Consider the following 14265-nt stretch of genomic DNA (forward strand, 5'->3'; position numbering starts at 1 on the left):
GAGGCGAAAGCGATGGCCAAGGCAGTGAGGCAACCGGCATCGGAGGAAGAAAAGATCGTGCTTGCGATCGATATCGGCGGCTCGCACGTCAAGATCCGCACCAGCGCCGGCGGCGACGAGCGCAAGACCGCTTCCGGACCGGAGCTTACGCCGCAGCAGATGGTCGCGGCGGTGAAGGCGCTCGCCGAAGGGCTGCACTACGATGTCGTCTCGATGGGCTATCCGGGCCCCGTGCACCACAACCGGCCGCTGACCGAACCCGCTAATCTCGGCAAGGGCTGGGTCGGCTGCGATTTCGCCGCCGAGTTCGGCAAACCGGTCAAGGTCGTTAACGATGCGCTCATGCAGGCCATCGGCAGTTATGAGGGCGGCCGCATGCTGTTCCTTGGCCTCGGCACCGGCCTGGGGGCCGCGATGATCGTTGATAACGTTGCCCAGCCGATGGAGCTTGCCCATCTTCCCTACAAGAAGCGCGGCAGTTTCGAAGACTATGTCGGCGAACGCGGCCTGCAAAAGCGCGGCAAGAAGAAATGGCGCAAACACGTCTTCGACGTGGTCGACCGGCTTCGCGCCGCCATGCAGCCGGATTACGTGGTCATCGGCGGCGGCAATGTCGACGAACTCACCGACTTGCCCGCCGATTGCAGACGCGGCGACAACACACGCGCCTTCGAGGGCGGATTTCGACTATGGCGCGACAAATCCCTGATTATTTGATATTGCTGATTGTCTGATATTATCGAGCACCGGCTCAGGGTTGTTAATCCCGCGCTGCCGTTAGTATTATTATTCAAAATAATGTGTGACGTGGTGCGGCGTCATTGCATTGCGCAGATTTGCCGACTAGGAATTTCTGCGACCCCCACGGACGGAGAAATAGATTGACCGACGACAGCAACAACGCTCGCAAAAATATCGACCTGCTCGAGCTGACCGCCCATATCGTGTCCGCCTATGTCGAGAAGAACCGCTTGCCGGCTTCCGGCCTCGGCGATCTCATCGCCAGCGTCAGCGCTGCCATAGGCGGCCTCGGGCAACCGGCTGTGCCGGTCGCCGCGCCGCTGACGCCTGCCGTCAATCCCAAGAAATCGGTGACGCCGGACTACATCATCTGTCTCGAGGACGGCAAGAAGTTCAAATCCTTGAAGCGCCATATCGGCGTTCATTTCGGGCTGACGCCCGACGCCTATCGTGCCAAATGGGGCCTGCCGTCGGACTACCCGATGGTCGCCCCCAACTACGCGGCCTCGCGTTCGCAGCTGGCCAAGGCGATCGGCCTCGGCCGCAAAGCCCCGCCCGCGCCCGTCAAGGGCCGGGGCAAGAAGGCCAAGGCGACGGCTTGATATCATTGGATCGAGCGGGATGCACATTGAACGCGTTCTGCTGGTCGGGTCTGTTGGTGTTCAGCGGAAGCTGCGACGCTCGAAGCTAACGGCATGACATCCTAGGGTCTGCGCCGCGTCGCTTCGCTCCTTGCTCCGCCCTAGGACGAAGGTAGGATGGCTGAAGGCTAATCGCTGATATCGGAGAGTGGCAGCGCGTCCGGTGTATCGGACGACGATTGATGGCGAATTACAAGCTTTCGAGATTGGCCGAACACCCCTCCACTTCGTCATCCCAGGGCGGAGCAAGGAGCGAAGCGACGCGGCGCAGACCCTGGGATCCATGCCGTTACCTCGCGGCAGTGCGCCTGCGGACCAGAACCGTACGCTACCACCCCATTCCGCGAAAAAGCTCGAACCACTCAGGGTTGGTCTTCTCGATCAGCTCGATCTTCCACTGGCGTGGCCAGCGCTTCAGCGACTTCTCGCGCTGGATGGCGTCGCGAATGTCGAAATGTTCCTCGTACCAGACCAGACGCTGCACGCCGTAACGGCTGGTGAAGCGCGAGCCTTGGCCGGTCTTGTGCTCCGGCATGCGGCGGCCGAGATCGTTGGTGACGCCGATATAGATCGTGCCGCGCTTCTGGCTTGCGGTCATATAGGCATAGCCGATCATGGTTGAAGGGTAGCTGGCACAGTTGCGGATACAAGTGCCGTTCTGAACCGTTGCATTCTTCGACTGAGGTAACGGCATGGATCCCAGGGTCTGCGCCGCGTCGCTTCGCTCCTTGCTCCGCCCTGGGATGACGAAGCGAGAGGTGTTTCGGCTAGTCTCGAAGGTTTGCAATTTGCCATGCGCTTGTTATCTGCCAGGACGAAATTGTTGATCCACGCCGGATTTTTGCGCGCGCCTCCGGCCGAACTGCGCTAAAGGCTCTTTTGGCCGGACCAGCGCCCATCGTGGAAGTGCCCCGCCGGCCGACATCGCCGCCACGGGGCCTTATTCCATGACCACAGAATCCCAAGTACCATTCGACCAGCGCTATGCCGCCTTTCGCCACCGGCCGTTCCTGAGCTACTGGGCGGCGCGCTTCCTCTCGACATTCTCCACCCAGATCGTGTCGGTCGCCGTCGGCTGGCAGATCTACGATCTCACCCGCGACCCGTTCGACCTCGGCCTTGTCGGCATCGTCCAATTCCTGCCTTCGCTGCTGCTGGTGCTGGTCACCGGCGACGTTGCCGATCGTTTCGGGCGCCGGCTGATCATGGCGCTGGCGGTGCTGGTCGAGGCGGGCTGCGCCTTGGCCCTCCTGCTGCTGACGCTGCGCGGCCTCTCCGGGCCGATGCCGGTCTTCATCGTGCTCGCCATGTTCGGCATCGCGCGCGCCTTCTTCGGGCCGGCCTCCTCATCGCTGTTCGCCAATCTGGTGCCGCCCGAGGATTTCGCCAACGCCATCGCCTGGAACTCGTCCGCCTGGCAGACGGCAACCATCGTCGGGCCGGTCGCCGGCGGCCTGCTCTACGGGCTTTCAGCCGAAGCCGCCTACACCACCGCCGCCGTGCTGATGCTGGTTGCCGCCGTGCTGATCTTCACCATCCCGAAGCCTGCCCAGCGCAGCCGGACCGACAGGCCGACGGTACAGACCCTGTTCGCCGGCTTCGGCTATATCTGGAGCGAAAAGATCGTGCTCGGCGCGATTTCGCTCGATCTGTTTGCGGTGCTCCTGTCCGGCGCCTCGGCGCTGCTGCCGGTCTACGCGCGCGATATCCTCGAACTCGGCCCATGGGGGCTCGGCCTGTTGCGCTCGGCGCCCGGCGTCGGCGCCATCTGCGTCGCCATCTGGCTGGCCGGGCACCCGATCCGCAACCATGCCGGCCTTGTCATGCTCGGCTTCGTCGCGCTGTTCGGCGCGTTCACGGTCCTGTTCGGCCTCTCGACCATCACCTGGCTGTCGATTGCGTCCCTTGCGCTGCTCGGCGCCACCGACATGTTCAGCGTCTATATCCGCGAGACGCTGATCCAGCTGTGGACGCCGGACGACGTTCGCGGCCGCGTCAACGCTGTCAACCAGGTGTTTGTCGGCGCTTCCAATGAGCTCGGCGAATTCCGCGCCGGTACCATGGCGGCGTTGATCGGCACGGTTCCGGCCGTGGTGGTCGGGGGTGTCGGGGCGATCGCTGTTGCCGGCCTATGGGCGGTGCTGTTCCCGCAGCTGCGCAAGGTGCGTCATCTCAGGGGGCGAAACTGATTACCGCAGCGCCGGCTTGCTGAAAATCATCGGCAGGAACTCGCCGAGCCAGCGCTTGAGGTGCATGTCCCAGATCAGCCGGCCGCCGAGATGGTCTCGGCCGGGCTGCGCGCCGGGCAGTTCGAAGCGGTGCGCGCCGCGCACCACCCAGCGCTGCATCATCGCCCGGGTCAATTCGCCATGGAACTGGATGCCCCAGGCATTGTCGCCATAGCGGAAGGCCTGGTTGGGATAGGTTTCGGCCGTCGCCAAAAGCGTCGCGTCCTTCGGCAGCGAAAACCCTTCGCGATGGAACTGATAGACCATCTCCGGCCAATGCATCAGCCTGCTGCCCGCTTCGGTCGCCTTCAGCGGATACCAGCCGATTTCGACGAGGCCCTCGCCATGGCCCTCGACCCTGCCGCCAAGATGCTTGACCAGCATTTGCGCGCCGAGGCAGATGCCAAGCAGCGGCCGGTTCTCGTTGAGCGGAATTTTGAGCCAGTCGGTCTCGCGGCGGACGAACTCGTCGCCGTCATTGGCGCTCATCGGCCCGCCGAACACCACGGCGCCGGCATGGCCATCCAGCGTCTGCGGCAAGGCCTCGCCGAGCGGCGGTCGGCGGATGTCGAGGTCGAAGCCTTCCTCGATAAGCATATGGCCGACCCGTCCGGGGCTCGAATGCTCCTGATGCAGCACGATCAGGATCTTTGGTCTCGGACTTGGCTTGGGCGGCATTGGAAGGCGGGATCCTGTCTATTCGTCGCTTGAGGTTCCGGCGGCACCAGGAGCCGCGGCGGCCGCTTTGAGACGCGCCTCGACACGGTCGCGACGTTCGACGCCGATCAGCTCGGCGACCCGCCACACGGTATTGTCCTCGAGTTCGTGCAGCTCGCCATCGGCATAGACGATCTCCCACATCAGGCCGATGAAGGCCTTTCGCGCCTCGGCGTCGAGATGGCGCTTGAGCACGCTGGTGAAAGCGTAGAGGTCGATCGCCTCATTGTCGGCCCGCTCGCCGGCAGCCGCCAACGCGTCGAGTTCGTCGCCGCTGATCGAGTAGCTTTCCGCCAGCACCTTCTTGAACCGTTCCCATTCGGTATCCTGGCGCACCCCGTCGGCGTTCATCACGTGGAAAAGCAGGGCGGACGCGGCAATGCGCGGATCGTCGGCGCTGGGGCTGGCGCCACCACCGGACGGCAGATCCCTTAGAAACGACAAAACGCGTTCGAACATCAAATCATTCCCAATAAGCCCGGGTCCACTCGACCCTGATCAGAACAAACGAAACCGGCGCGTCGATTTATCCGCCGCGTCGTCTGGATCGACGCCGGGGTCGTCGGGCAGCCGCGTCAGCTCCTGCGCCGGCTCGACGGCCTCGGCATCTTCCGGCACCTGGGCAAACGCCGCCGCGGTGATTGGTGTCACATGATCCTCGCCGGCACGGTCGTCCGTCTTCTCCTCGGTCGCTGTGCCCGGTGTCTCCGCCGTGTGCTCGATCGTCCCGGCTCTTTCCTGTACCGGCCTGGCTGGAGCCGCGATGGCCGGCACCGGCGCCTCCGGCGTATCCTCATGACCGTCGATCAACTGTCCGAGCCGCTCCATCGGCGCCCGCCATTCGAATGCGTCGAGCCTGCCGGTGATCGGCGATATCGGAGCCCAGCGCTCGGAGACGACGCCGTCGGCGACCCAGGCCGGGTCGCGCGGCGCTCTCACCGCTTTCGACAGCAACTGCCGCACCTTGCCCTGGTCGGCGGTTTCGGCCTCCTCGATATCGGCCAGCAGCAGATAAGCGCCTTCGCGGCGATCGATGCGGATGGCGGCTTCAGCCTCCCGGCGGGCGGTTGAAAACTCCTGCGCATCTAGCGCGGCCCGCGCCACGGCAAGCGAGGACTCGGCATGGTTCTTCTTCAGCTCCTGCAGCTTCTTTGCCCGGTTCAGCCGGTCGAGCACGGCATCGCCCGGCCTGGCATGGGTGTAGAGCTCGGCGATCTCCGGATGGGGCTCGGCCTTCCACGCCGCCTCGAGGATTTTCGAGCCTTTGCGCACGTCGTTCTGCCTAAACAGCAATTTCGCCGCGACGACCGCCGCCGGTGCAAAATCCGGCCGCAGCCGGTTGGCTTCGAGCGCCGCCGCCCTTGCGGCATTGGCATCGCTGTCGATCAGCGCCTGCGCCTTGGCGGTCAGCAGCACGGCGCGGCGCCGGTTGGCGGCGTCACGCTCGATCTGCCGGGTCGACTTCTGGGCGTCGACCAGTTTCAGCGCGCCATCCCAGTCGCCGCGTCCGGTCAGGTCTTCCAGCGTCGATTCGGCCGCCCAGGCCAGTTGCGGCGCCACCGCCGCGGCACGGCCGGCATAGTGGCGGGCTGCGTTGCGGTCGCCGAGCCGCTCGGCCTCGAGATAAAGCCCGCGCAGGCCGAGCAGCCGCATTTCGGGATCATCGAGCATGGTCTCGAACTTTTCGCGGGCGCCTTCATGGTCGCCTTCGAGCAGCGAGGCCTGCGCGTCGAGCAGCTGGATCAGTGGCTCCTGATCGGAGCGGATCAGCTTTGCCGCTTCCTTGGTCTTCTTGCGGGCGAGCGCGCCGTCACCGGCGCCGGCGGCGATCATCCCGGTCGACAGCGCCTGGTAGCCGCGGTCGCGGCGACGCACGCGGAAATAGCGCGAGATCGTATAGGGGCTGTTCCACAGCGCCTTGACCAGCCACCAGACGATCATCACCGCGGCAACCACGGCAACGACCGCCACCGCCGCGACCATCAGGCTGACCTGGTATTGATAGCCGTTGAAGGTGACGAGCATTTCGCCCGGCCGGTCGGCCAGCCAGGCGAAGCCGAGCCCGAGCGCAAAGACGGCGGCAAGGAAGGCGAGGATGCGGATCATTGGGTTCCTCACGCCTTCATTGCGCCGGCGATGAGCGAATCGATCTGCGTCTCGACCTCCATCCGCGCTTTCAGCTTGCCGGCAAAGTCGGCGCCGGCGGCCTTGGCCGCCTCAGGCAGGGTTTCGTATTCGCTGAGCGCCTTGGCGTAGTCGCCCTGGTTGACCGCGACCTCCATGCGCGCGACGGTTTCCGGAACGCCGGTGCCTTCGACGGCGCCGATCGGCCTGACCTTGACCAGCGATTCGGCGCTGGACAGCAGCTTCTGCAGGATGCCGGCATTCTGGTCGATGGGCGTCGCGGCAGCGACCATCGCGTTGGCGGCGCCGTCCGCTTCGGCGGCGATCTCGGAGCGCATCGGGACGCCCTTTTCGGCATAGGTGCGCAACGTCGCGATCTCGGGTGCATCGGGTGAGATCGCGGCAAAGGTTTCGAGCTCGGCGGCGAACGGTGCACCACGGTCGAGCGCTGCCTTGAGCGCCGAAGCGGCAATGGCCAGTGCGATCTTCGGCTGCGAAGCCTGTGCATCGACCTTGCCGGAGATCTGTGAAACCGACTGTTCCAGGGCCGCAAGCCGGCTGTCCTGCGCCTTTGTCGTCTCGCCGGCCGATTTAACCAGCGCATCGAGCGCGGCCAGCCTTTCGTTGAGCGGGCCGAGATCGACCGGCGCCCTACCGCCGGCCTTGCCGAGGGCCGCAACCGCCGTCTCGATCTGCCTTACCTTGTCGCCAAGTGCTGCCAGGCCGGCATTGCCGCCGGCACCGCCTTGCTCGACGGCCGACTTCAACGTCGCAACGTCCGCCCTTACCTGATCCAGCGCCGACGACAGCCCGTCCACCTTGGCCGATGCGTCATTGTTGGCGCCGGCCTGTCTGAGGTCCGCGACCTCGCGTTTCAGCGAAACGATCTCACCCTTGACCGCGTCGAGCGACACGCCGCCCGACCCCGGCGCACCGAGCAGGCCGGCAAATTGCAGCCCGCCGGCCGCGGCGAGGGCGATGACGCCGCCGATAATACCGGCGGCGATGCCGTTGATGCCGCTTCGCTTCGGCTGCGCTGCCATATGGTCGTCCCTCGTCTCAGCTGTCTTCTCGCCGGAACCTGGGATCCCCGGTTCGTTGGCCCCGGTTCCGCTGGATGCATCTTCGAAACTGTAGTCGGAAACCGTGGAGCGCCCGGCCGGCGCATCCGAACCGGCGGGATAAGGGGTTTCCGCTTCCCTGGCAAAATCGACGCCGGCGTCCGCCGGCTCTTGCGTGCCGGCCGGCGCGGCTGCATCGGCATGTTCCCATGGCTCGAGATCGGTCTGGTCCGCATGCACCGGCTCTTCAGGTGGTTCCGGCTGCGAGGCGTTCGCCGCTTCCTCGGCCCGCGCCTCGTCGGTCTGCGAGGTCACGGCATCCTGTTCGTCGGCGACTCGCGAGACGGCGCCAGGCTCAAGCTCGATGGTCACCGGCTCACGGCGGCTCTTGGAATGCCGCATCTTCGGCGTCTTGACCATGCTCGGGCTCCGCAAAATTCGCTTCGGGATGGTTTGAAGGGTCTAGCACATCACCAAGCGGTGAAAAGGGGCGGCGTGATGACGCCACGGCTTGGAGTTCAGTTTTGGCAAAACGCCGCAGGGCCGAATCCACGTTTCAAGCCAAGGCCCATGCTCGGCACACAAAAAACCCGCCTCGGCGGGCGGGTCGTTGGAGCCAATTAACACCGTAGCGAAATTAGTAGCATAGCTGCCGGCACAAAGCAAGAACAAAATGTGCCCGAGAGCAGTCATCCACGTTGGCACTGCCCCTCATCGCCCTGCCGGGCACTTCTCCCCGTATAGTGACGGGGAGAAGGGCTGTCACGAGTCTCGACGCTTCTTCTGCAACGCTGGAGGTTGGCGAAATCCTCGGCGAAGGCACCCTCTCCCCGTCACTATACGGGAGAGGATGCCGGCAGGCAGGTGAGGGGCGGCGCCAACGTTTGGAACAAGCTGGCACAGAGCAGCGGCGGATGCCGGTCAGCGCGACGCCTGCAAAAGTCCCAGCAGCGCGTCCTCGCTGGGCTCAGGCGCAATCCGGATCTCGGCGACATCGCCCAAGGCCGCGGCGATGCGCCCCGATAATCCGAAAAAGCGCGTTTTTTCAAAAACACCGCGCAGCACCGGCCGGCTAGCCAGGGCCTGCATAGCGGTGGCCGCCTTGGCCGAATAGAGCAGCACCGCCTCGACCGGCCGGGCGGACAGGCGCGCAAGAACGGCCTCGTCGGAGTAATCCAGGACAACGGTGTCGTAGCTCTCGACGGCGCGGACCTGAACGCCCGACGCCAACAGCCCTTCCTCGAAGTCGGGAAATCGCACCCGCCCGCAGAGATAGACGATCGTCTGCCCCGCGTAACCGCCAGCAAGCGCATCGGCCAGCGCCTCGGCATTGCCGGGGCCTTCGCTGACCGACAGAAACCCGGCAGCGCGGGCGGCTTCCGCCGTCTTCCTGCCGACGGCGTGGCACGGCAAGCCGGCGAGCGCCGCGATGACCTCTTTCGGCGCATGGCGAACGGCATTGGCGCTGGTGACCGCGACCGCCGCGGCGTCAGCGGGCGCGCCGGCATCGACCGGCAGCGCCACGGTTCCGGTCAATGGCAGCAGGATCGGCTGAAAGCCGGCATCCGCAAGCCGGCGCCCCGTGCGCGACGCGCCCGGTTCGGGCCTCGTCACAAGGACGCGGAGCATGTCAGGTCCAGCCATCGAAGAATGTTTCGCCGGCCTTGGCCCGAACGGTCGCCGCGGCTTCCGCGCCAATGCGCGCCGCCTCCTGCGCCGGCCCTTGCAGCCTGACTTCATGCGACTGCGTGCCATCGGGCGAGATGATCAGCCCGGCAAAGGAAACCGTTCCGCCCGATATCGTCGCATGTCCGGCGATCGGCGTGCGGCAGGACCCGTCGAGCGCCGCCAGGAAGGCGCGCTCGCAGGCCAGCGCCTCGCCGGTCGGCCCGTCGTGGATCGCTGCCAGCATCTGTTCCACGTCGCGGTCTCCGATGCGGCTTTCGATGCAGATCGCGCCTTGCCCCGGCGCCGGCGGAAAGACCTCGAGCGGCATCAGGTCGGTGACGACGTCTTCGAGCCCGAGCCGCTTCAGCCCGGCATAGGCGAGGATGGTGCCATCGGCGATGCCGTCGTCGAGCTTGCGCAGCCGCGTCTGCACATTGCCGCGAAACATCACCACTTCGACGTCCGGCCGCATCCGCCGGATCAGCGCCTGGCGCCGCAGCGACGACGAACCGACCCTGGCGCCTTGCGGCAGGCCGGCAATCGTTCGCGCCGCCTTGCCGATGAAGGCATCGCGCGCGTCCTCGCGCGGCAGGAACGCGGACAGGTCCAGCCCCTCGGGCAACAGCGTCGGCATGTCCTTCGACGAATGCACGGCGATGTCGATGCGGCGCGCCAGCAGCGCCTCCTCGATCTCCTTGGTGAACAGGCCCTTGCCGCCGGCTTCCGACAGCGGCCGGTCCTGGATGCGGTCGCCGCTGGTCGAGATGACGACCACCTCGAAAGCTTCCGCCGGCATGCCATGCGCCGCCATCAGTCGCGCCTGCGTTTCATGCGCCTGCGCCAGCGCCAGCGGGCTGCCGCGTGTTCCGATTTTCAAGGTTGTTTGCATGACGCGCCGTCCGTGATAACCCCCGGCAGGTTTTCGGGTTTTCTCCTATCGGGGAAAGGCCGACAGTACAATCTGTACGATTTTTGGACAGCGACGAATTGATCCGCGTTCTGGGCATCGAGACGAGTTGCGACGAGACCGCCGCCAGTGTGGTGGCGCTGGACGGTCGCAGCACGCCGCAAATCCTGTCGAACATCGTGCTCAGCCAGATCGAGGAGCATGCTGCTTTCGGCGGCGTCGTGCCGGAGATCGCCGCGCGCGCCCATGTCGAGGCGCTCGACGGCATCATCGAGGCAGCGCTCGCCGATTCCGGCGTCGACCTCGCCGATATCGATGCGATTGCCGCCACCGCCGGTCCCGGTCTTGTCGGCGGGCTGATCGTCGGCCTGATGACGGCCAAAGCAATCGCCGCGGCAGCAAAAAAACCGCTGATCGCCATCAACCATCTCGAAGGCCACGCGCTGACGGCCAGGTTGACCGACGGGCTCGACTTTCCCTACCTCTTGCTGCTGGTCTCCGGCGGCCATACCCAGATCGTCGCCGTGCGCGGCGTCGGCGACTACCAGCGCTGGGCGACGACGATCGATGACGCGCTTGGCGAGGCCTTCGACAAGACGGCCAAGATGCTCGGCCTGCCCTATCCGGGCGGACCGAATGTCGAGAAGGCGGCGGCATCCGGTGACGCGACGGGTTTCGCCTTTCCGCGCCCGATGAAGGGCTCTGTGCAGCCCGATTTTTCCTTCTCCGGCCTCAAGACCGCGGTCCGCCAGGCAGCCACCGCGATCGCCCCGCTGAGCGACCAGGATGTTGCCGATATCTGCGCCTCGTTCCAGGCGGCGGTGGCGGATGCGCTGGGCGACCGTGTTGCGCGGGCGCTGACCCGGTTCCGTCAGCAATTCCCGGACAAGGCCGAGCCTGCATTGGTTGTCGCCGGCGGCGTGGCCGCCAATCGGACCATCAAGGCGACATTGCAGGGCCTGTGCGAGCAGGCCGGGTTCAGCTTCGTCGCGCCGCCGCTTAACCTCTGCACCGACAATGCGGCGATGATCGCCTGGGCCGGCATCGAGCGCTTGCGCGCCGGCATATCAGGTGAAAACGCCGCCGATTTCGTGCCGCGCTCGCGCTGGCCGCTGGACAGCGTCTCGGCCCCGATGGTCGGCTCGGGCCGGCGTGGGGCCAAGGCATGACCGGCAGCGAGCACAAGGCGCCAAGCGGCTGGCGCGTCGCCGTGCTCGGCGGCGGCGCCTGGGGCACGGCGCTGGCGCTGGCCACGCTGCGCGCCGGTCATTTCGTCCGCCTCTATGCGCGCGACCCGGAGACCGTCGCGGCGGTCGACCGTGGCGAAAATCCGCGCTATCTGCCGGGCATCGCGCTCGATCCCGGCATCGTGGCGACGAGCGACATCGAGGCGGCGCTCGACGGTGCCGACTGCGTTCTGGCGGTAGCGCCGGCGCAATCGTTGCGGATTATGCTGACGGCCGCGTCCAGCCATATGCCGAAAGGCGTCCCGCTGGTCCTCTGCGCCAAGGGCATCGAGCGCGACACCGGCGCGCTGCTATCGTCCATCACCGAGGAAATACTGCCGGCAAATCCGGTCGCCGCTTTGTCCGGCCCAAGCTTTGCCACCGACGTCGCCAGGGGCTTGCCGACGGCCGTCGTGGTCGCCGCCCGCGACGAGGCTCTGGCCACCGACCTTGCCGCCCGCTTTTCGGCGGAAAATCTGCGCTGTTATTCGAGCGACGATCTAATCGGCGTCGAGATCGGCGGCGCGCTGAAGAACGTCTTTGCCATTGCCGCGGGTGCCGTCACCGGCGCCGGGCTCGGTGCCAGCGCCCAGGCGGCGATGGTGACGCGCGGCTTCGTCGAATTGCGCCGCATCGGCGCCGCCTTTGGCGCCAGGCCGGAGACGCTGATGGGGCTTTCCGGCCTCGGCGACCTGCTGCTCACCTGCTCGTCCGCGCAGTCGCGCAATTTCGCCTATGGGCTGGCGCTGGGGCAAGGCAAGCCGCTTGCCGGCCTGCCTTTGGCCGAAGGCGTGCCGACGGCGGCAATCGCCGCCCGCATCGCCGGCGAGCGCCGGATCGACGCGCCGATCATCGCCGCCGTCGCCGCCATACTGGACGGCACCATAACCATAGACCAGGCTGTGTCGGCGTTGATGACAAGGCCACTCAAGACCGAAACCGACATGTAATCGCGAACGATTGCGGAGATGGAAAGATGCTGTTTGCGTTGATTTGCAAGGACAAGCCAGGAAGGCTGCAGGTGCGGCTCGATACGCGGCCCAAGCACCTTGCCTTCCTGGAAGGGCTGAACGGCGACAAGAAATTGGCCTTCGCCGGCCCGTTCCTCGACGCCGACGGCAAGCCGAACGGCACTCTCGCCGTTGTCGAGGCGCCCGATCTGGCTGCGGCAAAAGCCCTGTCGGCGGCCGATCCCTATACCAAGGCAGGGCTGTTCGAAAGCGTCGAAATCCGCCAGTGGAACTGGAGCTTCAACAAGCCGACGGATATCTGATGCATGTCGCGCAAAAGTGTGCAGCGGTTTTGTGATAACGACATGCATACAACAAGAACCTAAAGCGCGTCGCATGAGGCCGGTCGAACGCGACGCGCTTTTAGTCGCGGCGGCACCTGAGGAGGAGCAACACAATGAACTACTGGCTGTTCAAATCCGAACCTTCGGTCTTCTCCTTCGAGGACCTCAAGGCCAAGGGCAAGGCCGGCACGCAATGGGACGGCGTGCGCAATTATGCGGCGCGCAACAACATGAAGGCGATGCAGATCGGCGATCTCGGCTTCTTCTACCATTCCAATGACGGGCTCGACATCGTCGGCATCGCCGAAGTCTGCGCTCTGGCCCATCAGGACAGCACCACCGACGATCCCCGCTGGGAGTGCGTCGACATCCGCGCCTTCAAGGCCATGCCGAAGCCGGTGACGCTGGAGCAAGCCAAGGCCAATCAAAAGCTGGCCGACATGGCGCTGGTGCGGCTCGGGCGGCTGTCTGTGCAGCCGGTGACGCCGGCCGAATGGCAAGAGGTTTGCCGCATGGGCGGCCTGACGCCGGCGCCATGACGGCGCTGACGCCGGACAGCGCCAGGAAATTCATCCTCGACAACACGGCGCTGATGGCGCCGCCACATGTGCCGGAGATCCGCCTGCACCTGGCCGACGAGGCGCACGAACTGTGGCGGCGGACCGAGGACGAGCTGACCGAAATCGGCCTGCCGCCGCCCTTCTGGGCTTTTGCCTGGGCCGGCGGCCAAGGCCTTGCCCGCTACATCCTCGACAATCCGGCGGCGGTGCGCGGCAAGCGCGTGCTGGACTTCGCCTCCGGCTCCGGCCTTGTCGCCATTGCCGCGGTGAAGGCCGGAGCTGCCGAGGTGATCGCCGCCGATATAGACCCATTCTGCGCGACCGCGATCCGCCTCAATGCCGAGGCAAATGGGACCGAGATAAAATTCCTCGTCGGCGACTGCATCGGCACCGATGCGGGCTGGGACGTGGTGCTGGCCGGCGACGTCTTCTATGACAAGACTTTCGCCGACAGGCTGATGCCGTGGTTCGCGGCGTTGAAGGCGCGCGGCGGCGACATCCTCGTCGGCGATCCCGGCCGTTCCTATCTGCCGAGGGCGGGACTGGAACCGCTTGCCGTCTACGAAGTGGCGGTGACCCGCGCGCTGGAAGACGCCGAGGTCAAGCGCACCACCGTCTGGCGCCTTGCTTGACGGCATCGCCGAACAGGCGTTCCATCGCGCAATCGACCGGAGGGAACCATGGATTTTTCAGCAATCAATTGGCTGGCGGTAATCGTCGCCGCCGTCGTGGCGTGGCTGTTCGGCGCGGCCTGGTACATGGGCTTGAGCAAGCCGTGGCTGAAGGCCGCCAAGCTTGATCCGGCGACGATGAGCAAATCGATGCTACCCTTCGTCGTCTCCTTCGTCGCGGAGCTCGTCATGGCGCTGGTCATGTCGCTGATCATCGGCGCCGTGACCGGCGGCGAACCGAGCCTGCTTGCCGGGGTGATCTTCGGCTTCGTTCTCTGGCTGGGGTTCGTCGCCACCACGCTTTCGGTCAACCATCGCTACGAAGGTTTCGGCTGGGATCTGACGCTCATCGATGTTGGTCACTGGCTTGGCGTGCTGCTTCTCATCGGCGCGGTGATCGGCTGGTTCGGCGCGGCGGCGGGCTGAC

16 protein-coding genes are annotated in these 14265 nt (G+C 65.7%); 9 read left to right on the forward strand and 7 right to left on the reverse strand.

The genetic code is table 11. From position 1 onward, the window contains the following. Nucleotides 1-12: 12 nt before the first annotated feature. Both NKI58_RS13315 and NKI58_RS13320 read left to right on the forward strand, forming a co-directional pair. Nucleotides 13-717, forward strand: coding sequence for an ROK family protein (locus tag NKI58_RS13315; RefSeq protein ID WP_352827566.1), 705 nt, complete (start codon nt 13-15; stop codon nt 715-717). Between the two features lie 164 nt (nt 718-881). Further along, nucleotides 882-1343 carry a Ros/MucR family transcriptional regulator gene (locus NKI58_RS13320; protein WP_352782907.1) on the forward strand — a complete coding sequence of 154 codons (462 nt, stop codon included), beginning with the start codon at nt 882-884 and terminating at the stop codon, nt 1341-1343. Between the two features lie 367 nt (nt 1344-1710). On the opposite strand, the gene NKI58_RS13325 is transcribed toward NKI58_RS13320, so the two are convergent. Further along, complete coding sequence (locus NKI58_RS13325; protein WP_352783630.1) at nt 1711-1998, reverse strand: GIY-YIG nuclease family protein; 288 nt, start codon at nt 1996-1998, stop codon at nt 1711-1713. A 331-nt stretch (nt 1999-2329) separates the two neighbouring features. Here NKI58_RS13325 and NKI58_RS13330 point away from each other — a divergent pair, with 331 nt between their 5' ends. Then, on the forward strand, nt 2330-3571 hold the full coding sequence (locus NKI58_RS13330; protein ID WP_352782905.1) for an MFS transporter: 1242 nt from the start codon (nt 2330-2332) through the stop codon (nt 3569-3571). Here the strand turns inward: NKI58_RS13330 and NKI58_RS13335 are convergent, their stop codons facing one another. From NKI58_RS13335 to hemC, 6 genes are all read right to left on the reverse strand, one after another. Next, the gene (locus NKI58_RS13335) at nt 3572-4288 is read right to left on the reverse strand and encodes a glutamine amidotransferase (protein ID WP_352782902.1); all 717 of its coding nucleotides are present in this window, start codon (nt 4286-4288) and stop codon (nt 3572-3574) included. Nucleotides 4289-4306: 18 nt separating this feature from the next. Continuing rightward, nucleotides 4307-4786, reverse strand: coding sequence for a tellurite resistance TerB family protein (locus NKI58_RS13340; RefSeq protein ID WP_023678200.1), 480 nt, complete (start codon nt 4784-4786; stop codon nt 4307-4309). Nucleotides 4787-4825: 39 nt separating this feature from the next. Beyond that, nucleotides 4826-6433 carry a heme biosynthesis protein HemY gene (locus NKI58_RS13345; RefSeq protein WP_352782899.1) on the reverse strand — a complete coding sequence of 536 codons (1608 nt, stop codon included), beginning with the start codon at nt 6431-6433 and terminating at the stop codon, nt 4826-4828. An 8-nt stretch (nt 6434-6441) separates the two neighbouring features. Further along, the gene (locus tag NKI58_RS13350) at nt 6442-7932 is read right to left on the reverse strand and encodes a COG4223 family protein (protein ID WP_352782897.1); all 1491 of its coding nucleotides are present in this window, start codon (nt 7930-7932) and stop codon (nt 6442-6444) included. Between the two features lie 501 nt (nt 7933-8433). After that, on the reverse strand, nt 8434-9141 hold the full coding sequence (locus NKI58_RS13355) for a uroporphyrinogen-III synthase (protein ID WP_352578130.1): 708 nt from the start codon (nt 9139-9141) through the stop codon (nt 8434-8436). A gap of 1 nt (nt 9142) precedes the next feature. Continuing rightward, nucleotides 9143-10069, reverse strand: a complete 927-nt coding sequence (gene hemC, locus NKI58_RS13360) for a hydroxymethylbilane synthase (RefSeq protein ID WP_352696955.1) — start codon at nt 10067-10069, stop codon at nt 9143-9145. A gap of 101 nt (nt 10070-10170) precedes the next feature. On the opposite strand from hemC, the gene tsaD reads away from it, so the two are divergent. The 6 genes from tsaD (at nt 10171) to NKI58_RS13390 (ending at nt 14264) form a co-directional block, all read left to right on the forward strand. Continuing rightward, nucleotides 10171-11256 (forward strand): tRNA (adenosine(37)-N6)-threonylcarbamoyltransferase complex transferase subunit TsaD, encoded by a 1086-nt coding sequence (gene tsaD / locus NKI58_RS13365; protein ID WP_352827580.1) that lies wholly within the window; start codon nt 10171-10173, stop codon nt 11254-11256. Beyond that, a complete protein-coding gene (locus NKI58_RS13370; protein WP_352578128.1) occupies nt 11253-12263 on the forward strand; it encodes an NAD(P)H-dependent glycerol-3-phosphate dehydrogenase in 1011 nt (336 codons plus the stop codon). Before tsaD ends, NKI58_RS13370 begins: the two co-directional genes overlap by 4 nt. A 26-nt stretch (nt 12264-12289) precedes the next feature. Then, nucleotides 12290-12586, forward strand: coding sequence for a YciI-like protein (locus NKI58_RS13375; protein WP_352782892.1), 297 nt, complete (start codon nt 12290-12292; stop codon nt 12584-12586). A 134-nt stretch (nt 12587-12720) separates the two neighbouring features. Further along, on the forward strand, nt 12721-13146 hold the full coding sequence (locus tag NKI58_RS13380; protein WP_352456302.1) for an EVE domain-containing protein: 426 nt from the start codon (nt 12721-12723) through the stop codon (nt 13144-13146). Next, nucleotides 13143-13799 (forward strand): class I SAM-dependent methyltransferase, encoded by a 657-nt coding sequence (locus NKI58_RS13385; RefSeq protein ID WP_352782889.1) that lies wholly within the window; start codon nt 13143-13145, stop codon nt 13797-13799. Before NKI58_RS13380 ends, NKI58_RS13385 begins: the two co-directional genes overlap by 4 nt. Before the next feature lie 48 nt (nt 13800-13847). Beyond that, complete coding sequence (locus NKI58_RS13390) at nt 13848-14264, forward strand: DUF1761 domain-containing protein (protein WP_352718475.1); 417 nt, start codon at nt 13848-13850, stop codon at nt 14262-14264. Nucleotide 14265: the final 1 nt, after the last annotated feature.

The sequence above is a fragment of the Mesorhizobium sp. M0522 genome (genome assembly GCF_040321085.1).
Taxonomy (GTDB): Bacteria; Pseudomonadota; Alphaproteobacteria; order Rhizobiales; family Rhizobiaceae; genus Mesorhizobium.

What these genes read in the sequence shown, in the direction of transcription:
- NKI58_RS13315 (WP_352827566.1), top strand. Translation starts at nt 13, where the DNA reads ATGGCCAAGGCAGTGAGGCAACCGGCATCGGAGGAAGAAAAGATCGTG.
- NKI58_RS13325 (WP_352783630.1), bottom strand. Translation starts at nt 1,998, where the DNA reads ATGATCGGCTATGCCTATATGACCGCAAGCCAGAAGCGCGGCACGATC.
- NKI58_RS13330 (WP_352782905.1), top strand. Translation starts at nt 2,330, where the DNA reads ATGACCACAGAATCCCAAGTACCATTCGACCAGCGCTATGCCGCCTTT.
- NKI58_RS13335 (WP_352782902.1), bottom strand. Translation starts at nt 4,288, where the DNA reads ATGCCGCCCAAGCCAAGTCCGAGACCAAAGATCCTGATCGTGCTGCAT.
- NKI58_RS13340 (WP_023678200.1), bottom strand. Translation starts at nt 4,786, where the DNA reads ATGTTCGAACGCGTTTTGTCGTTTCTAAGGGATCTGCCGTCCGGTGGT.
- NKI58_RS13345 (WP_352782899.1), bottom strand. Translation starts at nt 6,433, where the DNA reads ATGATCCGCATCCTCGCCTTCCTTGCCGCCGTCTTTGCGCTCGGGCTC.
- NKI58_RS13350 (WP_352782897.1), bottom strand. Translation starts at nt 7,932, where the DNA reads ATGGTCAAGACGCCGAAGATGCGGCATTCCAAGAGCCGCCGTGAGCCG.
- NKI58_RS13355 (WP_352578130.1), bottom strand. Translation starts at nt 9,141, where the DNA reads ATGCTCCGCGTCCTTGTGACGAGGCCCGAACCGGGCGCGTCGCGCACG.
- hemC (WP_352696955.1), bottom strand. Translation starts at nt 10,069, where the DNA reads ATGCAAACAACCTTGAAAATCGGAACACGCGGCAGCCCGCTGGCGCTG.
- NKI58_RS13370 (WP_352578128.1), top strand. Translation starts at nt 11,253, where the DNA reads ATGACCGGCAGCGAGCACAAGGCGCCAAGCGGCTGGCGCGTCGCCGTG.
- NKI58_RS13375 (WP_352782892.1), top strand. Translation starts at nt 12,290, where the DNA reads ATGCTGTTTGCGTTGATTTGCAAGGACAAGCCAGGAAGGCTGCAGGTG.
- NKI58_RS13380 (WP_352456302.1), top strand. Translation starts at nt 12,721, where the DNA reads ATGAACTACTGGCTGTTCAAATCCGAACCTTCGGTCTTCTCCTTCGAG.
- NKI58_RS13385 (WP_352782889.1), top strand. Translation starts at nt 13,143, where the DNA reads ATGACGGCGCTGACGCCGGACAGCGCCAGGAAATTCATCCTCGACAAC.
- NKI58_RS13390 (WP_352718475.1), top strand. Translation starts at nt 13,848, where the DNA reads ATGGATTTTTCAGCAATCAATTGGCTGGCGGTAATCGTCGCCGCCGTC.